Here is a 20,081-nt window from a genome sequence, read left to right on the forward strand (position 1 = left end):
CTCTCATAATTTCTCAAATAACTTTTCTATTCTGTCTGTTTCTTTCTTCAATACTTCAGTTACCTCTTTACTATTTTTCGCATAATCCATCGCTGTCATCCCAAATTTATCTGCTTGTTCTATTTCAGCCCCTGCTTTTACTAGCTCCTCCACTATTTCCACTTTCCCCACCATACATGCAAGGTGCAGCGGTGTGCATTTACTGCCATACTCTTCAGCATTTACATTCCCTCCTGATTTTATCAATTCTCTAACTGTTTCTAGACGTTTCTCCGTTATCGCTAGGTGCAGTGCTGTATATCCTTCTACATCCGCTGCATTCACATTCGCTCCTTTTTCAACTAATAAGCTCACTGTTTTTCCGTCTACTGCATAATGCAGTTCCTTTTTTGTCCCCTTAATATTTTTACCTGAGTTCTCTAATAATTCTTTTAGTGCATCCTCTTTTTCTTTTTTACTCATAACCTACCTCACCTTTTCTTTAAATTTAAGTCCCTTTTTTAATTCTCACCACCTCATCTATCATTTCGTTTACTTGGCACATTATCTTGGTTGCTAAATTTTGACATTCTTTCTTTATTAATGATTTGTCTCTCTTCCTTATTTCTTCGATCTCCATTATTTTTAGCTCTGGCATATAGCTCCTATCCAACTTGTCTGCTATTTCTCCCACTAGCCCCTCTATTCCATAGCACGTCAGTTTTCTACTTTTTGTTACTCCACCTTTTGCTCTCAAAAATTTACTTGCCTTTTCACTCTCTTCCCTATCACATAGACAATACTTTTCACTTTCCCATATGTAATACATTGGTGTTGAACCATACTTATTCAGTTGATTAACTTCAGATCCTGCTTTTACTAGCTCTTTTATTATTTCAACTCCTGCTCCTCCTATTTTACATGCAGAGTGCAGTGGCGTACATCCACTGACATATTGAGTGGCATTTATTTCCGCTCCTGACCTTAGCAGTACTTTTACATTTTCTAAACTTTTTGCGAATACTGCACAGTGCAGTGGCGTATAACCATTTTTATCTCTTGCATTGATCTCCGCTCCTTTTTCTATTAATAACCTCACTGTTTTGTGATCGGAATTTTCTACTGCATGGTGCAATACTGTTTCTCCTTTTTCATCCCTTTTATTAATATTTTTAAATCCATTCCTTGATACTTCTTTAAAAAACTTGTTAAAAGATTCTTTCTTTTCTTCGCTGAACCCCATTTCATACCTCACAAAATTATCTTTTCTAGCGCCAGACAAATTTCTTATATTTACCTGCTGCTATTCAAGTTATGTGCGTTTTGGCATAAAAAGGCAAGTCTTTTTTCGCGTAGTACACCTTTTTAACTAAATACTAATATAGTATATGAAGATATAAATATATATGCTTAATGCATTAAACATATTACTTGTTTCTCTTCCCAACCTCTGTTCAAATGACGATGTTCGTGCCACGTTAGTACGCCTGGGTAAAACACTAAAACGTAATTTTCCGGTTCATGTATTGAATCCTTTTGCTCTGAATTTAAATCCCTTTCAAAATGAATATTGTGCTCTGCCACACCAAATATTATAACTTTTTGGTTGGTAAAATCTTCTACTTTGTAGTGGTGAGTAACGCTAAACCTTTCTAAAATTGGCTTGTGTTTTAAATTCCACAGTTGTTCAGATAGTTTATCACTTCCTAGTAAAAATTTACTTCCTTTCTCTTCTCCACTCGTAACCGGAAAACACGCGTTTATTTCTCCTAAGTTCCAGCTATCTGATAATACTATCTGCGCTTTAGCAAACTTAATCTTAGGTAATAAGCTCTGTGGTAGCGGATATAGCGCTTTGAAGTTATACCACACATGATTTCGTTCATAAATACCGTTGTAGTTCTTAGTATGAGGCTCGGTTTCTCCAAGTATTGCTACATCCAAGCGATATATGTCATTGCTTAAAGCTCGTTCATAATGATCGCGTAGATAGTTTTCTACAATCCTAATAACCGGACCATGAGACCTGAAAAAATTTACTCTTCCAAATGATAAAACTGGCCCATCTTTTTCTATTTTTACCCCGGAATAATCCGATAATAAACTTCCGAAAAAACTCTCATCCAATATGAACCTGCTAATGTTGTAATAATCGTTAAAAATCCTCATTAGCCTCGATCTTGCAGGCAATGATAGTTTTGCTAGTTCTACTACTGCATCAACGAAGAAGTCATTCGGAACATCTTTTATCCCTATCTGCAGTTCAAAGAAGTGCTTGCCAGATGGTTCTTCGATAATTGTAATATCTTCTATATTTGCCCATTTTAGTGCTATTTTCAGTGAAGCAGGTGTTCCTCTTAAACGCTGAAATTTTATCCCTTTTTTTATCGCCTTTCTTTTGTCTTTTACCCAATGTAGGATTTCTCCTAGCCCATATTCCTCTATTATCCATGGCAACACTTTTTCCCCTTGGCTAAATTTAAACCCTCTGATACAACCAGGATCTACTTTGTAATCTATTGCATCAACCAGCGCTTTTTCCTTTTTTGTTGCGTTTGGCGGTAATAGCATTAATTTAACTCAACATTTAAACTTTTTAAGAAAGCGCACTCATTTCCTTTCACAACTATGTCTTCTCTTGGCTCTATTAATTCCACGTTTTCTACTCCTTCCATAAACAAATTGGCTATTATCCATGATCTTGTTACCTTCCATCCTAATCTTTTCGTTGTTCCAAATTTTTCGATAAATTTCTTCTTCACCGTTTCAATAATATCTGGTCTTTTAATGCTAATTTTACTGTGGATATCTATTTCTATCATATTGCAACTTACCACTTCAACTGTATCTGTTAAAATCCTCACATCCTCCCTGTTTAGCTGATTTTTGACAATTTCTAGTAATTCTTCTTGCAGTGTGGATAATTCTGTGGATAAGATTGAAACTTGTACTTTCCCTGGTATAGGTGATTCTACTAATGCATCCTTTACTCTACTATCTGCTGACAGTGCATGATATCGATAGTGTTCTTTACTTCCTCCCGTGCTCCAGCCTATTATCTTTGCTTTAATTATTTTTCTAAAACGTTCGTCATCTTCTTCTTTCTGCCTCTCCACTCCATAAAATTCAGCTAAATTATCAAGATCTTCTCCTGTCGCAAACTTAAGTAAATTACTCTTTACTGCTTCGTTTATCCTTTGTCTCAGCAAAAGCTCTCTCCAGGCTGCTACTTCTAATACCTTCATCGCTGAGTCACTTTCTACTAATGCCGTAAAACTTTCATCTCGACTTATTAATTCTTCTTTCATACGTGAAAAGATTTCTTCGAAGTTCAGTGGCTCAATAATGTTAGTCTGCTGCATCTTTATACTACAACCTCATCGAAGCGAATCTTTTTCCCCATTGGTACGTACAACCCTTCCAGGTCAAGCGTTACTTTTCCCTCTTTTACTTCTGTCATTTTTACTTTTTCTAATTTAAACCTTTTTTCCCATTTTTCCAAAGCTTCTGCAGTTGCTGCGTAAATTTCTAGTGTTAAATCACGATTAACTGGCTTATCCAATAATTCAAATAGCCTAGACCCGTAATTCCTCATCATAATTCGTGATCCTATAGGAGTCGTAAGTATATCAATTATTGATTGCTTTAAGTGCTCTATTCCTTCTAACGCTTTTCCTGTTTTACCATCCATACCCTTCATTTCTATTTTGCAAAGACGCTTTTACTGCCTTTTATTACTTTTAACCCACAAGATACTGAATCCCCTACTCTTCCTACACCATGACCATTTGCAAACACTGTTTTTGATCCTTGAATCATTACTTTTCCTTCGTTAAAATTGTCTCCTTTCCTACAGACTGGGAAATCATTTACAAAAACATTATTACTGCCGCTAATGCAAAAATGTGGTGTTGCTTCTCCACAATAATCTCCTACTCGCACAACTGATTTATTCATTTTCCAATTAATTAAGTTCTATTCTATCTGCTTTCAGTTTTATTTCGCTCCTTGTCATCTCTATACTTGATTCCCCAGCTTTCAATGTTATTTTGTCCACTACTTCAATCTCTAAATGATGCTTCTCTTTATCATATAACAATCTTGTCCCATCTTGAATTTTTACACTATTTATTTCTTTTTTATTCTCTGGTGCAGGGTATTTTTCCTGATATATTCCTGCTAATACCACCCCTAATGATAGTTCTCCTAGCGCAGAAAGTATAATAACCTGTTCATCGATATCTGGAGGAGACCAATTTCTATCTTTTCCTGCTTTACTTGTTATCCATGGCAACCAATCTGTTAAAAATTCCCCTATTTGCACTTTTACTCTCGCTTTTTCATAATCTACTTCTTTCACAAGCCCAATACGTACAATGTTAGCTAACTTTCTTTGCAACTCTGAAATAGCAAAATTACTTTCCAACATTTATTTCACCGATTTCTATTTTGTGTGGCATAAATTTTCCCTCTTCCCAAATAGATCGACCCAAGTGTACTTCATGCACCCAGTCTACCATCCACACTAAATACGCGTCTAATTCTGGCCTAAATCCGTCAATTTCTGCTGATATAAATTCACCTGGCGAAACATTTTTTACGTTCCAAGTATTTTTATTTACTACTCTCGCAACCTCAGCAGCTAATTCTCTGACAATAATAGCTGCATTCTCTATTGTGCTATCAATCACAATTCGTGCCTCAAATCTTGCTTTCAGGGCTAATTCTTCTGTTCCTGAATCTTTTCCTTGCTCTAAACTTGACAATTCCACAAATACCGCTGGTGCTACTATTTCCCTTCTTATCATTGGATATATTTCACATGTCTGTATCGCTGGTATTTCTTTCTTCAACATTCTGCAAATTGCTTTGTGCAACTCAATTAAAATCATACTTTTACAATATAGTTTAATTCACGCTCAAAATATTTCTCAAATATCCCTTCTGTTTCATAATTAACTAGCTCCTTTATTATTTTTGATGCTTCTGGTTCCAGTCCTAATTTTACCTCTTGTATTGGCAAAGCTGTTCTTCCTTCACGCCTAAAAACACCACTATTTCCTCTTGGCATTGTTGCCATAAATCCTCCTATAAACTTATGTTTTCCTACTTTCGCTCCTTTTCTTGTTTGTCTCATCTTGCCAATTGCTGATACCCTAATATCATATAAATTTGCTCTCATTAATACATCTAACCTACTTGTCTTAGCCTTAAAAATTCTTAGCCTTTTTCTCATTACCGTTAATTTTATCTTCTTTTCCTCACTAATTTCCTTAGCTGCTTGCGTTTTTAACCATAGTGCTGTTTTGTTCAATGCCCTCACCGCTGCTTTTTCCACTTTTTTCCTTTCAGCATTTACATTTTCAATTACCTTATTAATATTATCGGTAACTTCTATATTAATAGACATTTTACACCCCCGATGCTTGAATTTTCCATACCATTCCTGAATTATCTCTAAGTGGTGGTGTGTGTACTCTGTATCTACAACTACCTATGGAAAAAGTATCTCCTACCATTGGCTTTAATACATCAAACACACTTACTTCCAACAATAAAATTTCTCCTACAAATTGTCCTTCACCAATCTCGTATAATTTATCTGGCTGTTGCTTTAGTACTTGTACCATATATGACTTATCCTTTGATTCATACAAAGCTACTTTTCCTAAATGGGCAAAACAATCTTGCAATAATCTCTTAATATTTTCTTGCATATTTTTCTGCTATATACTAACCTTTACATGCTAAGAAGGGGCACACAGGTAAAGCATTCTTCTGCCTCACCACTTTATAGTTGCTCTACCTGTGTTGTTATGTTACAACGACTTTTACTAATACTCCCGGTCTATGGCACATTGGCAGAGAATTTGACTGAGTATGTAAATCGGTCCCTCTATCAAATCTTCTTGGCTCTTGTTTCGCGTAAAGTGGCTGTCCAAGAGTATTTACTGTCTCATTAAAGTCTGCTGGTGCAAAATACGTTGTAAATGTGCTCGCTGTTCCTAGTGGAAAACAGTTTCCACTTTCTCTTTCTATAAATCTTCTTACGGTTCCTTCAGGGTCGGTTGCTTGCCCTCTATACTCTTCAAATGTTATTCCACAGAACGTAAATCCTGATCTCATGTCATTCCTCAGCGCTGCTCCTTCTTGCCATCTTTCATATGCCTCTTTCACTTTACTATGCGAAATTAGTGCATCAAAAAACTCTGGACTTACCAGTGCATGAATCCCCGTCATATATTCACCACTTAAATTGTCCTCAACATGGCGCAATACTTCCAGACACTTACGCTTTACATCGGTTGTCGCAGTCCCCAATGCAAAATTTACTACTTTTGGTGTAATTTCAAATTCGTTGTAAAGGTTTAATAACTCCGACCCATCAGCATCAAGAATGATTCCCTTCAGCGCTCCCATTCTCAAATGTTCTAACGTTATTGCGTGTTTATTTCTCATTAGCTGCAAATGATCAGTTATTACATCTGCCAATGCTTTCAGTTCACTTTCTGACCCAAATGCCCTTATTCCCTGTACTTCCTCAGGCAACACTACGTCATCATGTGGTATATGTGGAATGGTAAAAGTTCTTATTTTTCGTTTTCCACGTTTTCCTACTGTTGCTGGTGCTCCTGGTAACTGCGTTGGTAGTAAACTTAATACTCCATTTTGCTCCTCTATAGTAATATGTCTAAATCTTACTGACCTACTTGGAAACAAATTTAAATTTTCAACTCGTCCATAATTTATCGGCAATATATTTATCGCATTTGTTAGTGCCGTCATGCTAAATGCTGTATTTGTAAATGGATTTTGCATTTTTTCTTTTCCCCCTTTTGTATTTTTAATAGTTTTTTTAAGCTCCCTTGCGGATAATGATCCCTCGTCCTTCAAGGTGCTTTATTGCTGCAGTTTTCTGCTCTTCAATGATATTTGCTGGCCATACAACTGCATGATCTGCTAGTATTGCACCACGAGCAATAATTACTCCTTTACTATTTTCCTTTGCGTTTACATCGCTTGCTATCACTCCTATAGCCGTTTGTGTCCCATCTGTGGCAGTTGGATTTAAAGCTTTAATAAAACCATCTTTAGTATCATAACCAACTACTTTTCCCAGCTTTAGATTTTGTCCCTTGGCTACTGTTATTTGATCTCTTGAATATAGGTTGGACACTTCATATTTCAGAAGATCGCCTAAATTATTTCCTTCAGTTATACTTATCATGTCTTTTTCTCTCCTTTTTTTATTTTTTTACCGCCATATTTGTGGTTGTTATACACGGCGGTTATACACATACTTTAAATGTTTGATTGCGCACGACTTTTCGCTACCTGCATCATCAACTCTTCTCCTGAATTCTGTGGTATTGCACTTAGTATTTCTGTCTTCTTCGTTCGCTCTGCAAGTAACTCCATTAAAACTTCCCTGGCTTGCTCAACACTTACGCTTTGCTCAATAAATTCTCCTATCTTTTCTGGCATTCGTGATAAGTTACATAAACGTATTAATTCAAGAACTTCAGTACGATACTTAGTTAAATTGTCAGTTTCTAGGTCATTTGTAGTTTTTTCATTCATAGTAATATCCCCTTTTTTATTAATAGATTTAAACTCTGAAAGAATTGTAATTCCATCTGCAAGACCTATTTCTACTGCTTTCTCGCCAAAATATAGCCCTGCTTCTGTTGATTTTATTGCCTCTACAGAAAGGTTTCTATTGCGTGCTATTAGCTCAACCAGCATTCCATATAAACGATTCACTTCGCTTTTTAGGCTTTCTAAACTCTCAGAAGTTATTGGCTCATGTGGATTTAAATCATTTTTTCTACTTCCTGCAAATACTGTCGTATATTTTATTCCCTGTTTTTCATCAAACCCACTTTGATCTATATGACTTGCTATTACTCCTATGCTTCCAACTCCTGAAGTTCTAGTTACCAATACTTTTTCAGCACTTGATGCAATTGCATACGCCGCAGAATACGCATCATCATTTGCTATTGCCACAATCCTCTTTTTTCTCCTTGCTTGGTAAATAAAGTCGGAAAGGTCGAATAAACCGTTTACTTCTCCTCCGGGGCTGTCTATGTCCAAAATTATTGTTTCTACTTCTTTATCTATTAAAGCTTCTTCTATCTCTTCACTTATCTTCTCATACGATGTCATCCCCAATACATCATCAAAAACTTCTGACTTTTTCGTCAAGATTCCATGTATTGGTATTATTCCTCTTTCACTATTTCTTACCGCATGTTTTATATTTTTAAAGATAGGCTGCTTTCCTGTTTGTAGTGACAGTAATTCAAAACTCCTTGGTTCTACCATTACACATCTGTTTAGCCATATCGCTTGGTTTTTCATATTATCTCTTGATTAGTAGTAACGTCGGAATCAAAACTTAAACCCAAGGAACTAGCACGTCTTTGATCTTCTGCAATTTCTTGGTCTATTTCTTCTACATCATAACCTAGCTCTGAAACCACTTCTGATCGACTCTTAAATCCATTTCTTACTGCCATTTGTTGTGCTTGCTGGTCTTTTAAAGGATCCACCCAATCAAATCCCTGTGGTATCCATTTTACTTCTTCTTTCGCTGCTTTTGCTACTTTTTTATCTATACTCAGTTCTCCACAGAGTACTGCTAATTCTAGCCATCTACTCCATACTGGTCTGCAAAATTGAAATACCATAATGTTGTGTTGCAGCATAGCACATCTACGACGAAACTCTATTAATCCTGCTCGAATGGATGAATAATTAACGCCCGTTAAATCTCCTGTTAGTTGCTCATATGTTATCCCTGTGCCTATTGCTATTGCCCTCAGCTGCTGTCTCATGAATGCTTCATAACTTCCTCCTACATCAGATGGCTCTGAAAATTTTATGTCTTCTCCTGGGTCTAAAAGCTGCATTGTTCCTGGCTCTAAACCTGATAGTGCTACTCCTTGCTCATTACTTTCACCTTCTCCTAAAATATTTGCTTCAGGATCGAGCCTTGTAATAAACCCTGCAAACATCGCTGCTGTCTTTTTTCTCACTAATTCTGCATCATCATATTGATCAAGTTCATAGAGCTTTAGCAGTATACTCGAAAGCCATGGCTCTCCTCTAATTTGCCCAGGTCTTAATGGTCTATAAATATGTAAAACATCATTTGCTGGCACTCTCACTGATTCACCAAATGAGCCTTCACCAGGGTGTTCTTTAAATAGGTAATATGCTTCTCTTTGCCCAAGCTTGTTAAACTCAATCCCGTTTCTTATTACATTACCATTTCCTAAAGTTTGATTTGTTTTATTATCTAAATGTTCAGACTCAAGTACTTGCAGTTGTAATGGCACAGAAAATCTATCTTCCAGCTTTCTCGTTCTTAAACGTACAAAACATTCTCCTCCCTCTATCATACTTCTGCATACTAGAGCTTGTAATCCATAAAAATCACTTACTCCGTTACTGTCTGCTTCATCTGTCCATCTTAGCCATAATTCTTGCACCCTCTTTCGAAATTCCCCATCCCTTGCTTTTGATTGCGGTTTTATTCCTGTTCCAATAGAGTTACTTACTATTGTATCAATAATATTTGCTGCATATGGATTTTTTCTCACCATATCACGTGATCTACTACGTAAAGTTTCAAGGTTTTGAGACAGCAAATTGTTTATACTTCCTAACTCTGGTTGAAAGTGAAAAAATCTTCTTCCTGAGCCTGCAGCATCCCAGGCTGAGCTTTTTATCTTTGGTTTGTTAAATAGTTGTTTGAATGATTTTAATAACATTTTGCCTCTTTGATTATGCAACAAGTTGTTGCACAATTTGACATTGAAAAATTATAGCAAGTTGCTAGAGAATTTGGTCAACAGATTGTATGTAGAGAGTCATTACTCTGGACTACGTTTATAAATTTCTTTTCGATGTCCTATTGCTGCAATTTTGACCATGTGCTCTGAGTTATCTATTAAGTATATGACTCGATAATCGCCAACACGCAACCTAAAGTAGCCTACCCATTTATGCGATAAAGCCTCACCTACTTTATCAGGAATAATTGTGAGACGTTTTTCTATAGCTTTTTGCACCCTTAACCGTATTGTTTTCGGAAGAGAAGGAAGATCTTCGGTATCTACACCTTCTAAATAACCAATTTGGTAAATTATTCCCACTTGATATCTTCATGTCTAATTATTTTTGCTCCAGGAACATTACGTTTAGCAGCAAGTTCAAGTAGAGCTATTTCTCCTTCATCCATTTCGTCACCTTCAGATAGTTTACTTACCTCAAGTTCTTCTTCTACTAGATCTTTTACAATTTCTTCAATAGTTCTATTTTGAACTTTTGCCATTTCTGTAAGATACTGAGCAAATTCCCCCTCAAAATTTACATTAACATTAAGCCTTCCTTGACTTTGATCCATATTATTCACTGTAAGATATCAACTCTAAACTATAACATTTTTACATAATTTTGTCAACCCCTTTATTTGTTGAAAAAACAATTTTTCTCTTTGGCTTCATACCTGCAATTTTCAATTCAGCCTTAATACGTTGTCTTAAGCTTAGTAAATCATTTATATCTACTTCAGCATATCTTACAACATGGTCACCATATGCAATTGATACTACTCGCTCTCCGTTTTGTAGTTTCTTTATCGCTTCTTCGACTTGAATTAGATAATCTTCGTTATACATTTACTACTCGCTGATCCATTTGCTTTTCACTATTTTCTTTGATTTTTTACTTTCTGGTTTTTCACTTAAACTATTCCATTTACTCTCTGGCCAACGATCGATTCCAAGCGCAATAGATGCTGCTCTTGCATAAATCCTACAGTCTAATACTTCATTTCTTTCTCTTACCTTTTGCCACTCTTGTTTGGTATAACCTTTTACTACTTTGCTGACTAATTGCTCTGCCGTTAGCTGCTTAAAATATTCAGGTGCATACTCGGGAAAATGACAGTATCCTGCTGGAGCTTCTTCACCGTCCTTTAAAACATTAAGTAATTGAAAAAGTTCTGACTTTAAAATCGATACTCCCACTGGCCAGAGCTTTATTCCTCTTTTTAGCTTTTGACCACCAACTGTTATATCTACTCTACTTGGGCTGCTAAGTGGTACTAGAGCTTTATTTACACCTTTCACTGCCATTACTCTTCCAGAGCCTTGATGACCTCTTACCCAATTGTATACTTCTTGTGTCGCATACCCAGCATCAACCGCCATCATACTTATCATGTATTCAAGACCATTTTCACCGATAAAATGATGATTTAAGAGCTCAGAGAGTTTTCCCCATACTTCTCCTCTTCCAGTATCACCTTCAAATACTCGGTATTCTATTGACCAACTTTCGCGGCTTTTTCCCCATGCTACAACTTCTACTTCTAAACGATCTTTTTGGACATCTACTCCTGCAGTAAGCACCACTTCTCTCCTAGGTACTGTGCCTACGGGAAAAAATTCTCTCCTGTTAAATAATTGCTTCCAATCTGGTACTTCTCCTTTGTCTACCCAGGTTTCTCCAAGCGTAGTATTTATCCATACTTTTAGTAATTGTTCACTTTCTTTTGCATGAAGAAAATCTTCTACTGCTTGAGTCCAGCTATACCAGCCTACTGGACTATAAAGACTTGAAAGATGAAATCCTTTTTTCTCACCTTTTACTCTATTAGTAGGTCTCCATTCTCCACGCTCAAGCATCTCTGTCTTTTGATGATTTTCTATTTTGCCGCTACATTCAGTGCAGACATAATGTGCTGTTCTTGAGTCGTTGTTTTCCCATTTAATTTGTGACCATTTTAGAACTTGATAGTAATTACAATACGGACATGGTACAAAAAAGTACTGCTTATCTGTTGCTTCAAATTCTTTCTCAATTCTGCTTATTCCATGAATCGTTGGTGTTGATACTAAAAAAATCTTTCGCCGTGCAAATGTATTAGTTCGAGCAATACTGAGCAGCACTGGATCTCCTTCACCACCTGAATCTCCTGGATAGGCGTCTATTTCATCAAGAAAGAGATATTTTACTGGCATAGATCTCAGTGCTACACTGCTATTTGCTCCGGTTATTACTACTATTCCACCTGGAAATTCCTTACTTTGTACAGTATTGCCTGAGTCTCTTGACCTTGGGTCTTTTACTTTACTCTTTAAACATGGCGTACTCTCTATTAACGGCGCAAATCTTCCTTTTGACCAACGCTTTCCCATTTCAACTGTTGGCTGCACAACTAACATTGGACCAGGAGTCTGATCTATAATATAGCCTATCCAATTGTTACCAGCTTCTGTTCCTCCAATCTGCGCTCCTTTCATGAATACTACTTTTTCTGCTGGTGAGGACGGAGAAAGTGAATCCATGATTTCTTTTAAATAAGGAGTTCTTTCTGTTCTCCATTTACCTGGCTCTGATGCTGCAGTTGGCGCTAAAACTCGATACTCATTCGCCCACTCTGACACTTTAAGTAGTGGATCTGGCTTTAAACCTTCAGAAAAAGATGTAGCATATATCATATCGCTAGCTCTTCACCATCATTAGATGATACCTCAACATCACTTAAAATAGAACTGCACTCACTTGTTTTCTCACTTTCGAGTTCAATAAACATTTTCTTTTCAAGTGCTTCTTCTATGTACTTCTGAGTTAAATTACTCATTGCTATTGCAGCTATGAGCGCAACTATTCCCACCATTACCGCAGCTATAATGTTAGGGTAAATTCCCACTATCACTATTGCACATACTGTTATAGAAACACAGACGATATTGATATATTTCTTTATTTTTTTGTCTGCTATTTTCCTTTCTTCAAAATATTTATTGCTCAATAAATGAAATGTTGGAAAGTTCTTCTGTCTTCCAAATAACACTATTTCCTTCTCTTTGCTCAGTAATTTTATTAATTTTGCGTTGTTCGTTATTATTGCATACTGAAAAACATCCGTGGCATCTGCTCCTCTCTTTAGCAACAACTTTACTACGTTAAAGTGACCATGCTTTACAGCAACATAAATTCCCGTTTTTCCACTCTCATCTACAGCATCTATTTCAACTCCTTCACCAAGAATACCGTCTATTAGGTCTTCATATCCTTTTCTGGCAGCTAAATGAAGCAAACTGTTTTTATCAGCTCCGTATCTATTACTTGCTAAAATCTTTACTATATCTAATCTATTTGCTTCTTTTGCATAACAAAATGGTGTCTTGCCATTATCATCCTTAATTAAAGGATCTATATCTTCTCGCGTTAGTAAAACTTCTATTGTTTTCAGCCTTTCAGCATAATGTAGTGGCGTTTTATTTTCATAATCTTGTAAGTTAACCCCAGCATTAGGAACATTTATTAAGCATCTTACAATATCTAAACATAAGTCCCTTTCGTCGTAATTACTACTACTTATAGCTACGTGCAAAGAAGATAATTTCATTGCATTTCTGCCGCTGCCAACTACATTAACATTCGCACCAAGATTTGAAAGTAATTTTACTACTCCTAGCTTCTTGTTGTTTACTGCATAATGAATTGCTGCATGATTTCTCGCATCAAGAACATCTTTGTCCGCATTTCCTTCTCTAATTAAAATTTCTACTATTTGTTCATGCCCAGCTCCTGCCGCTAAGTGTAACGGTGTATGTAGTAAAGCATTCTGCTCATTAACATTAGTCCCTTTGTCGAGTAAAAACCTTACAGCATTTGCTTCATTCAACATCGCAGCTAAGTGAAGTAAGCTATCTTTCTCCAATCCATATTTGTGATTGATTAGTGCTTGTAATATCTCTTCTCTTGCACAATCCAGCGCACTTTTACCATTATCATCAGTGATCAGTGGATTAATATTTTTCCTATTTAGTAAGAGAGCAACCATACTAAGCTCGTTAATTTCTACTGCATAATGTAGTGGGGTTTTCCCATTTAATCCTCTAACATTTACATCCACTCCTGGTTGATTAATAAGACACTTTATTAATTCTAAACTTAAGTTAGCAGACATTATTTAAAACTTAATATTAGATAATTCTTGTAATGAGTTTGTAATCTCTTCGGTTAGCGCCATATGAATCTTTTCAGTGTCACTCAGTGATGCAAGCAGTGCTGAAACTCTATTTGGAATATTAAGCAAATTATTACGTACAACTCTTGCTACATTAAATGCATCGCGCTTTACTTCCTCTACTGCTACAAGTTCACCAATCTCAGCCTTAGCTTTCGCCTCAAGAAGTTTACCTCGTTCCATTTCATTTTTTATTCGAGTTTTTAGCAACATCGTGGAAAGGTTACTTGTATTTTCGTTTTCTGGATTTTTCCTCCTAAGTGGCTGACTTGGATCTCTTATTGCCGCTACTGCTTCATTTGCTTGTTCTCTATTTACCAAACCATTCTCCAACTCAATTATTCCTTTTTTTACTAAATAACAGACATATTGCTTTGAAACTCCTATCTCTCTTGCCCATTCCGTTTGTGTGATCTTTTCCACTTCTTTTGCCCCTTTATTGCTGTTTTTCTTCTTGAATTTGTGCAAAAGTTTTGCCAGTACCAGAAAGAATTGCTTCCCTACCTGTGTATACTTGCCAACGTTTTATCGCTACATCTACAAATTTTGAATCTAGCTCTATTGTTCTGCAAATTCTTCCTGTTCTCTCACATGCAATCAGTGTGCTGCCAGAACCGCTAAATGGATCAAGTACAGTATCCCCAGGTCTGCTGCTATTAACTATTGCTTTCTCCATTAGCTCTACTGGCTTCATTGTTGGGTGCAGTGAGTTATGTATTGGCTTATCATAAAACCATAGATCACTTTGATTTCTACCTCCATGCCACTCACGTTTATTGCCGCTTTTCCATCCATAGAGCATTGCTTCGTATTGTCTTTGATAATCAGACCTGCCTAGCGTAAAATGATTCTTTGCCCAAATGATAAATGTTGACCATTTTCCTCCTGCTTCCTCAAATGCTTTTTGCAGCGTTGAAAACTCTGATGATGATATGCAGATGTAAATTGCTCCTTTCGTATATGCTAAAATATTGGAACAGATGTCGTAGAGAAAAAGCTCATACTTTTCACCTTGATTATCATTCAATATTTTTTTATCTTCTCTCTCCTGGCTACTACCATAATCAACGTTATATGGAGGATCACAAACAGTAATATCTGCCATTTTATCATCTAATACTGCTTTAAATGATTCAACTACGCAGCTATCACCGCAATAGATTCTATGATCACCTAAAATCCATAAATCCCCTGGTTTTGCTATTTCTACCTTTTTATCAATTAACTCCAAAACTCCTCTTTCTACTTCTTCTTTTCCATCAAAATCATCGAGAAAACGTTGAACTTTTTCCAATTCAAATCCAGTCATTTTAAGATCAAACTGCAAATCTTCTAACTCTTGAATTTCCACTTTCAAAAGCTCATCGTCCCACTTTGCCCAGTTAGCTGATTGATTTGCCAGTAACCGAAAAGCTTTAGTTTGTGGTTCATTTAAATTATCACTTAAGACCACTGGAATACTCTCCATACCAAGTTTTCTTGCTGCTTTAAGTCTTAAATGACCATCAACCACAGTTCCATCGCTTTTTGCAACTATTGGTATACGAAAGCCAAATTCCCTGATTGAAGCACACATTCTATTTACTACATCATCATTTTTACGAGGATTACGCTTATATTCGACGAGGTTTTCAACAGGATAGTAGTGGATTGCTAAATTCATATAATTTAAATCCTTAATAATTAAAAAGTTAATATTCAAAATATCTCTGACGCTAAAGAAGGCCTGGGGTTGAACCCACCAAATCCGCCATTCTGGCTGAAAGGACCCACTTTTTATGGATTTTTCGTCTTATTAATATCTTTACTAATATAGAACATTAATGCCAAAGCATCGGCCTCATTATCATCTCTAGGTGAAAAACTTTTTTCACGTATCGCTTCAATAACTTCACTCTTACTTGCATTGCCTTTGCCTGCTATAAAGCGTTTTATAGTTTTAACATTAACACCTTGGTAGGGAATATTGTTCTCTTCACACCAAGCAGACAGCACTGCAAGAAACCCACCGTAGCAATGGGCTGCATCAGTTCCTAAATGTCTTCTCACCTCCTCAAAGTACACTGCAGAAATGTCTTTCAAAGAATTGAGCCAATTGCAAAAGTTTAAGAAACACATTCCACCTCCGCTGAAACGACTACCATGAAAGCTTTTGCTCCCACTTTCAATTATTCCATCTGTTAGAATTGCCCAGCCGGTTTGTTTGCCGAGGTCGAGTGTGAGGATTGACATTTGCTATTATTTAAAACTATAAGTAGCGCTAAATATCGTCTGGTTCCTTCAAAATACGCTATGAATGGGTTTTTGTTGGCCAATGACAAGAATCTTATGCTACCTACCTTAGTTAGGACTTGGTATTATATATATTCACCGATTTTACAAAAACTGTTCACTTTTTTTTAATTTTTCTTTGCAAAGCGTAAAAAACGTGCTAAACTCACCTGTGAGTTTGCTATACAGTAATAGAATTGCTAAGAATGCCATTTATTCGAGTTCTAAGGGGTATTATATGCGTTCTTTGGTAATAGTAGTATTTGTACCCTAAAGTTGCATCTAGCCTTAAAACAAAGTTTTTACCTCATCTAAAAAAATACAAATTCTCAATTACGTAACTTACCAAAAGCCTAAATTTCTTTTGCTTCCTTCAATCTTTTCTACTCTGTTTATTTGCCGACTTTTGTGTTTGAAGCACATCTACACTCAATGCCCCTATACTCCGGATTTCTCACCACTTTTTCCGGGATTTTCTGAAAAAAAGTTAAAATAATTTGAATGCAGCTCAGAAATTAAAGAGAGCCTAAACTTTAAGAACCCGCTAAACGGAAGTCCGACCTCCTAGACACCTTACTATTTGAGTTGTTTCCATTTTGGAAATAACTGTTTACTGGAGCTGAGAAGAGGTCACATGAATTTTTGATAAAACAGATATTCCCCTCTATCCAGCTCATTAATAAGTTATAATAGCCCTCTAAAGACGTTTTAAAGAATTTAGTTGCAGTAGAGACAATTAATTGGTTAAATTCCTATTGATGATCAATGGTTTGTTTGTAAGTTATAGGAGATAGATAATGGATGAGAATAAGATTGTATTTTATACTACTCCAGGTGGAAATATAGAAATTGAAGTTTTATGCAGAGATGAAAATCTTTGGCTTACGCAAAAAAGGATGGCTGAATTATTTGATGTACAACTGCCAGCTATTAGTAAGCATATCAAGAACATATTTGAATCTGGTGAATTACAGGAAAAAGAAGTTGTTTCCACTTTTGAGGTAACCGCTGCAGACGGTAAAAATTACCCAACACAACTTTACAATTTAGATACAATTATAGCTGTTGGTTATCGAGTTAATTCTAAAAAAGCAACATTATTCAGAGTATGGGCTACAAAAGTTTTGAAGGATTTTATTATCAAAGGATTTGCTTTAGATAGTAAACGACTAAAAAACGGGAAAAAGTTTGGCAAAGACTACTTCAATGAATTACTTGAAAAAATCAGGGAAATACGAGCATCCGAACGTAGATTTTACCAGAAGATTACCGACATTTATGCCGAATGTTCTGCAGATTACGATCCAAATTCAGAAATAACAAAACAATTTTACGCAAAAGTACAAAACAAATTATATTGGGCAATTTATGGTTTAACTGCAGCAGAGTTGATATGTTCTCGGGTTGATCACAAAAAACCACATATGGGGCTAACTACATGGAAAGATGGTCCAGGTAAAAAAATTCACAAGAGTGATGTAAGTATTGCGAAAAATTACTTAACTGAAGAAGAACTAAGTGAACTAAACCACATTGTTTCGATGTATCTAGATTATGCAGAACTTCAAGCAAAAAAGAATCGGCTGATGAAAATGCAAGACTGGGCTGAAAAATTGGATGCATTTCTATTATTCAATGATTATGAAGTACTTAAAGATGCCGGTAAAGTTAGTGCTGAAGTTGCAAAAGCCCTGGCTGAAGGAGAATACGAAAAGTACAGAGTTATACAGGACAAATTACATGAATCTGATTTTGATGAATTAATTAAAGCAAGTAAAGAAAGTGAGAAAATAACTATCTAACTACAACAAAAACCAGCTTGTAGTTGAGTTATCTGTGTTTGACATCTTGTTTACCACCTTTTGTTTTAATTTTAAGGGGGGTGAAAAATTGTGTGCGCCAAGAAGTGCGTAAGGAACAGTTGGTGAAAATCCAACACGGGTAAAGCTTAGCCGGCAACCTGGAACAAACCATTATGCTGCGTAAGGTAACGAGCGTAGTAAAGCTAATGGAATGGACAACATAGGGTGCAACGAAAGTGAAGGTATTGAGTCCCGTAATTCACGCGTCATGGGGGCTGACACTTTACATTTGGTGGAAGGCAACATGGGTAATAACGCTAAGGCAAGATATTACTCACCTCATCGGGATCGAAGGCCGCGTCATGTGTTGAGATGGACCTTACGTGAACTTGGGAGATCCTTTGTATTCCTGTAAGGGTACTCTGGAACAAGTCAATAAAGGCGAGGACTGGAGGAAGATGCAAAGGAAGTCGGACTAACTGATAGTACTCGGAGTGTGGGAAAGCCACATACAAGGGGAAGCGGTTAGCAATATAGTGACTGGTATAGGGATTGCTATACCAATACAACAGAGATTGGAGGAGTATGCAAGGAAAACTAAACCAGATAGCAGTAAGGGCTAAGCAAGATAAGCGAGTAAAATTTACATCATTAGTTCATTTGATTAATGAAGAGAATCTTGCAGAGTGTTATAAGGAACTAAAACGCAACAAGGCTTGTGGTATAGATCGTGTGACAGTGGAAGCTTATGGAGAAAATCTAGAAGAGAAACTTAAAACACTAGTGGATAGTATGAAGAGAAAACAATATCAACCGCTACCAGTGAAAAGGGTATACATACCCAAAGCCGGGAGCAAAGAGAAGCGCGGTCTCGGAATACCATCAACGGAAGATAAGTTGGTACAGGTAATGCTAAAGAAGATATTAGAAAATATTTATGAAGCAAACTTTATGGACAGCTCGTATGGATTTCGACCAGGAAGAAATTGTCATCAGGCGATAAACGCTCTAGATAAAGCAGTTATGCACAAACCAATTAACTATATTGTAGAAGTGGATATCAAGAAGTTCTTTGATAATGTTCAACATAAATGGCTAATGAATTGTCTAAGGGAACGAATAGCTGACCCAAATTTATTGTGGTTAATAAAACGATTTCTAAAGGCAGGAATAGTCGAAGTTGGATGTTATAAAGCAACCGATCAAGGCACACCACAAGGTGGTATAGTAAGCCCTGTATTAGCTAATATATACTTACACTATGTGCTGGACTTATGGTTTGAAAAGAAATTTAAGCCAAAAGCCAGAGGATATTTACAGCTAATAAGGTTTTGCGACGATTTTGTAGTTGGCTGCGAGAGGGAAGAAGACGCAAAAGAATTTCTAGAATTACTGAAACAAAGACTAAGTAAATTTGGGTTGGAAATAGCTGAAAATAAAACAAAAATAGTAAAGTTTGGTAAGAAAGAATGGTATCAAGCAGAAAGAGAGAAACGTAGGACGGCTAGCTTCAACTTTCTAGGATTTACACATTATTGTGGAAAAAGTCGTAATGGTAAACTTATGATGAAGCAGAAAACTTCAAAAATAAGCCTAGCCAGAAAGATTAAAGAAATCAAAGAATGGTTGAAGATGGTACGAAGTCGTATCTGTCTCAAAGATTGGTGGCAGAAACTTAAAGCCAAACTAACAGGACACTATAGCTACTTCGGAGTTAGCGGAAATTATCGGTGTTTGATTCAATTCTATCGACCGGTAACAAAGTTAGCATTTAAGTGGATAAACCGACGTAGTCAAAAGAAAAGTATGGATTGGGAACAATTTATACACTATTTAAAAGTAAATCCATTACCAAAACCAAAGGTATATGTTTCTTTATACACAGGAGCACTAGTGTGAACGCTGTATTGTGGAGCCGTGTGCGGGAAATCCGCAAGCACGGTTCTTTTGGGGAGACTATGGTTATGAGACCAAAT

General features: G+C 36.4%; 24 protein-coding genes. 2 read left to right on the top strand and 22 right to left on the bottom strand.

The window, feature by feature from the left end; genetic code table 11:
* Positions 1–3: 3 nt before the first annotated feature.
* From EA652_RS05105 to EA652_RS05210, 22 genes are all read right to left on the bottom strand, one after another.
* Positions 4–462 carry an ankyrin repeat domain-containing protein gene (locus tag EA652_RS05105; RefSeq protein ID WP_007549613.1) on the bottom strand — a complete coding sequence of 153 codons (459 nt, stop codon included), beginning with the start codon at positions 460–462 and terminating at the stop codon, positions 4–6.
* Positions 463–487: 25 nt separating this feature from the next.
* On the bottom strand, positions 488–1,222 hold the full coding sequence (locus EA652_RS05110; protein ID WP_006280237.1) for an ankyrin repeat domain-containing protein: 735 nt from the start codon (positions 1,220–1,222) through the stop codon (positions 488–490).
* Positions 1,223–1,389: 167 nt separating this feature from the next.
* Positions 1,390–2,550, bottom strand: a complete 1,161-nt coding sequence (locus EA652_RS05115) for a phage tail protein (RefSeq protein WP_044471240.1) — start codon at positions 2,548–2,550, stop codon at positions 1,390–1,392.
* The gene (locus EA652_RS05120) at positions 2,550–3,341 is read right to left on the bottom strand and encodes a baseplate assembly protein (RefSeq protein WP_012673194.1); all 792 of its coding nucleotides are present in this window, start codon (positions 3,339–3,341) and stop codon (positions 2,550–2,552) included. Before EA652_RS05120 ends, EA652_RS05115 begins: the two co-directional genes overlap by 1 nt.
* Positions 3,342–3,343: 2 nt before the next feature.
* Complete coding sequence (locus tag EA652_RS05125) at positions 3,344–3,679, bottom strand: GPW/gp25 family protein (protein WP_007552425.1); 336 nt, start codon at positions 3,677–3,679, stop codon at positions 3,344–3,346.
* A 2-nt stretch (positions 3,680–3,681) separates the two neighbouring features.
* Positions 3,682–3,936, bottom strand: a complete 255-nt coding sequence (locus EA652_RS05130) for a PAAR domain-containing protein (RefSeq protein WP_010082105.1) — start codon at positions 3,934–3,936, stop codon at positions 3,682–3,684.
* 7 nt (positions 3,937–3,943) lie between these two features.
* The gene (locus EA652_RS05135; RefSeq protein ID WP_012673195.1) at positions 3,944–4,408 is read right to left on the bottom strand and encodes a phage baseplate assembly protein V; all 465 of its coding nucleotides are present in this window, start codon (positions 4,406–4,408) and stop codon (positions 3,944–3,946) included.
* Positions 4,395–4,871: a hypothetical protein gene (locus EA652_RS05140; protein ID WP_010962732.1), complete on the bottom strand. Its 477-nt coding sequence runs from the start codon at positions 4,869–4,871 to the stop codon at positions 4,395–4,397. The genes EA652_RS05135 and EA652_RS05140 overlap by 14 nt, the downstream gene beginning before the upstream one ends.
* Positions 4,868–5,389 carry a phage tail protein gene (locus EA652_RS05145; protein WP_006280676.1) on the bottom strand — a complete coding sequence of 174 codons (522 nt, stop codon included), beginning with the start codon at positions 5,387–5,389 and terminating at the stop codon, positions 4,868–4,870. Before EA652_RS05145 ends, EA652_RS05140 begins: the two co-directional genes overlap by 4 nt.
* A gap of 1 nt (position 5,390) precedes the next feature.
* Positions 5,391–5,696: a head-tail joining protein gene (locus EA652_RS05150; protein ID WP_007550857.1), complete on the bottom strand. Its 306-nt coding sequence runs from the start codon at positions 5,694–5,696 to the stop codon at positions 5,391–5,393.
* A gap of 97 nt (positions 5,697–5,793) precedes the next feature.
* A complete protein-coding gene (locus tag EA652_RS05155) occupies positions 5,794–6,798 on the bottom strand; it encodes a major capsid protein (RefSeq protein WP_006280204.1) in 1,005 nt (334 codons plus the stop codon).
* Positions 6,799–6,835: 37 nt separating this feature from the next.
* Entirely contained in the window at positions 6,836–7,207 is a 372-nt protein-coding gene (locus EA652_RS05160; RefSeq protein WP_010082142.1) for a head decoration protein, read from the bottom strand.
* A 74-nt stretch (positions 7,208–7,281) separates the two neighbouring features.
* Positions 7,282–8,343 carry a S49 family peptidase gene (locus tag EA652_RS05165; protein ID WP_006280203.1) on the bottom strand — a complete coding sequence of 354 codons (1,062 nt, stop codon included), beginning with the start codon at positions 8,341–8,343 and terminating at the stop codon, positions 7,282–7,284.
* Positions 8,340–9,758 (bottom strand): phage portal protein, encoded by a 1,419-nt coding sequence (locus tag EA652_RS05170; protein ID WP_012673196.1) that lies wholly within the window; start codon positions 9,756–9,758, stop codon positions 8,340–8,342. Before EA652_RS05170 ends, EA652_RS05165 begins: the two co-directional genes overlap by 4 nt.
* Positions 9,759–9,860: 102 nt before the next feature.
* Complete coding sequence (locus EA652_RS05175) at positions 9,861–10,142, bottom strand: type II toxin-antitoxin system RelE family toxin (RefSeq protein ID WP_010962706.1); 282 nt, start codon at positions 10,140–10,142, stop codon at positions 9,861–9,863.
* Entirely contained in the window at positions 10,133–10,393 is a 261-nt protein-coding gene (locus EA652_RS05180) for a hypothetical protein (protein WP_012673197.1), read from the bottom strand. Before EA652_RS05180 ends, EA652_RS05175 begins: the two co-directional genes overlap by 10 nt.
* A 40-nt stretch (positions 10,394–10,433) precedes the next feature.
* Positions 10,434–10,667, bottom strand: a complete 234-nt coding sequence (locus EA652_RS05185) for a gpW family head-tail joining protein (protein WP_010962704.1) — start codon at positions 10,665–10,667, stop codon at positions 10,434–10,436.
* 3 nt (positions 10,668–10,670) lie between these two features.
* Entirely contained in the window at positions 10,671–12,494 is a 1,824-nt protein-coding gene (locus tag EA652_RS05190) for a phage terminase large subunit family protein (RefSeq protein ID WP_012673198.1), read from the bottom strand.
* Positions 12,491–13,972 carry an ankyrin repeat domain-containing protein gene (locus EA652_RS05195; protein WP_010082188.1) on the bottom strand — a complete coding sequence of 494 codons (1,482 nt, stop codon included), beginning with the start codon at positions 13,970–13,972 and terminating at the stop codon, positions 12,491–12,493. The genes EA652_RS05190 and EA652_RS05195 overlap by 4 nt, the downstream gene beginning before the upstream one ends.
* A gap of 3 nt (positions 13,973–13,975) precedes the next feature.
* Positions 13,976–14,455 carry a hypothetical protein gene (locus EA652_RS05200; RefSeq protein ID WP_006280180.1) on the bottom strand — a complete coding sequence of 160 codons (480 nt, stop codon included), beginning with the start codon at positions 14,453–14,455 and terminating at the stop codon, positions 13,976–13,978.
* A gap of 13 nt (positions 14,456–14,468) precedes the next feature.
* Entirely contained in the window at positions 14,469–15,695 is a 1,227-nt protein-coding gene (locus EA652_RS05205) for a DNA modification methylase (RefSeq protein WP_006280179.1), read from the bottom strand.
* 113 nt (positions 15,696–15,808) lie between these two features.
* Positions 15,809–16,264, bottom strand: coding sequence for a crossover junction endodeoxyribonuclease RuvC (locus tag EA652_RS05210; protein WP_012673199.1), 456 nt, complete (start codon positions 16,262–16,264; stop codon positions 15,809–15,811).
* Between the two features lie 836 nt (positions 16,265–17,100).
* Between EA652_RS05210 and EA652_RS05215 the strand changes: the two genes are divergently transcribed.
* Together EA652_RS05215 and ltrA are read left to right on the top strand one after the other, a co-directional pair.
* Entirely contained in the window at positions 17,101–18,105 is a 1,005-nt protein-coding gene (locus EA652_RS05215) for a virulence RhuM family protein (RefSeq protein WP_006280269.1), read from the top strand.
* 585 nt (positions 18,106–18,690) lie between these two features.
* On the top strand, positions 18,691–20,004 hold the full coding sequence (ltrA, locus tag EA652_RS05225) for a group II intron reverse transcriptase/maturase (RefSeq protein WP_006280268.1): 1,314 nt from the start codon (positions 18,691–18,693) through the stop codon (positions 20,002–20,004).
* Positions 20,005–20,081: the final 77 nt, after the last annotated feature.

Origin of the sequence: Wolbachia endosymbiont of Drosophila ananassae, from assembly GCF_008033215.1 — a bacterium.
GTDB lineage: Bacteria > Pseudomonadota > Alphaproteobacteria > Rickettsiales > Anaplasmataceae > Wolbachia > Wolbachia pipientis.

What these genes read in the sequence shown, in the direction of transcription:
- EA652_RS05105 (WP_007549613.1), bottom strand. Translation starts at nt 462, where the DNA reads ATGAGTAAAAAAGAAAAAGAGGATGCACTAAAAGAATTATTAGAGAAC.
- EA652_RS05110 (WP_006280237.1), bottom strand. Translation starts at nt 1,222, where the DNA reads ATGGGGTTCAGCGAAGAAAAGAAAGAATCTTTTAACAAGTTTTTTAAA.
- EA652_RS05115 (WP_044471240.1), bottom strand. Translation starts at nt 2,550, where the DNA reads ATGCTATTACCGCCAAACGCAACAAAAAAGGAAAAAGCGCTGGTTGAT.
- EA652_RS05120 (WP_012673194.1), bottom strand. Translation starts at nt 3,341, where the DNA reads ATGCAGCAGACTAACATTATTGAGCCACTGAACTTCGAAGAAATCTTT.
- EA652_RS05125 (WP_007552425.1), bottom strand. Translation starts at nt 3,679, where the DNA reads ATGAAGGGTATGGATGGTAAAACAGGAAAAGCGTTAGAAGGAATAGAG.
- EA652_RS05130 (WP_010082105.1), bottom strand. Translation starts at nt 3,936, where the DNA reads ATGAATAAATCAGTTGTGCGAGTAGGAGATTATTGTGGAGAAGCAACA.
- EA652_RS05135 (WP_012673195.1), bottom strand. Translation starts at nt 4,408, where the DNA reads ATGTTGGAAAGTAATTTTGCTATTTCAGAGTTGCAAAGAAAGTTAGCT.
- EA652_RS05140 (WP_010962732.1), bottom strand. Translation starts at nt 4,871, where the DNA reads ATGATTTTAATTGAGTTGCACAAAGCAATTTGCAGAATGTTGAAGAAA.
- EA652_RS05145 (WP_006280676.1), bottom strand. Translation starts at nt 5,389, where the DNA reads ATGTCTATTAATATAGAAGTTACCGATAATATTAATAAGGTAATTGAA.
- EA652_RS05150 (WP_007550857.1), bottom strand. Translation starts at nt 5,696, where the DNA reads ATGCAAGAAAATATTAAGAGATTATTGCAAGATTGTTTTGCCCATTTA.
- EA652_RS05155 (WP_006280204.1), bottom strand. Translation starts at nt 6,798, where the DNA reads ATGCAAAATCCATTTACAAATACAGCATTTAGCATGACGGCACTAACA.
- EA652_RS05160 (WP_010082142.1), bottom strand. Translation starts at nt 7,207, where the DNA reads ATGATAAGTATAACTGAAGGAAATAATTTAGGCGATCTTCTGAAATAT.
- EA652_RS05165 (WP_006280203.1), bottom strand. Translation starts at nt 8,343, where the DNA reads ATGAAAAACCAAGCGATATGGCTAAACAGATGTGTAATGGTAGAACCA.
- EA652_RS05170 (WP_012673196.1), bottom strand. Translation starts at nt 9,758, where the DNA reads ATGTTATTAAAATCATTCAAACAACTATTTAACAAACCAAAGATAAAA.
- EA652_RS05180 (WP_012673197.1), bottom strand. Translation starts at nt 10,393, where the DNA reads ATGGATCAAAGTCAAGGAAGGCTTAATGTTAATGTAAATTTTGAGGGG.
- EA652_RS05185 (WP_010962704.1), bottom strand. Translation starts at nt 10,667, where the DNA reads ATGTATAACGAAGATTATCTAATTCAAGTCGAAGAAGCGATAAAGAAA.
- EA652_RS05190 (WP_012673198.1), bottom strand. Translation starts at nt 12,494, where the DNA reads ATGATATATGCTACATCTTTTTCTGAAGGTTTAAAGCCAGATCCACTA.
- EA652_RS05195 (WP_010082188.1), bottom strand. Translation starts at nt 13,972, where the DNA reads ATGTCTGCTAACTTAAGTTTAGAATTAATAAAGTGTCTTATTAATCAA.
- EA652_RS05205 (WP_006280179.1), bottom strand. Translation starts at nt 15,695, where the DNA reads ATGAATTTAGCAATCCACTACTATCCTGTTGAAAACCTCGTCGAATAT.
- EA652_RS05210 (WP_012673199.1), bottom strand. Translation starts at nt 16,264, where the DNA reads ATGTCAATCCTCACACTCGACCTCGGCAAACAAACCGGCTGGGCAATT.
- EA652_RS05215 (WP_006280269.1), top strand. Translation starts at nt 17,101, where the DNA reads ATGGATGAGAATAAGATTGTATTTTATACTACTCCAGGTGGAAATATA.
- ltrA (WP_006280268.1), top strand. Translation starts at nt 18,691, where the DNA reads ATGCAAGGAAAACTAAACCAGATAGCAGTAAGGGCTAAGCAAGATAAG.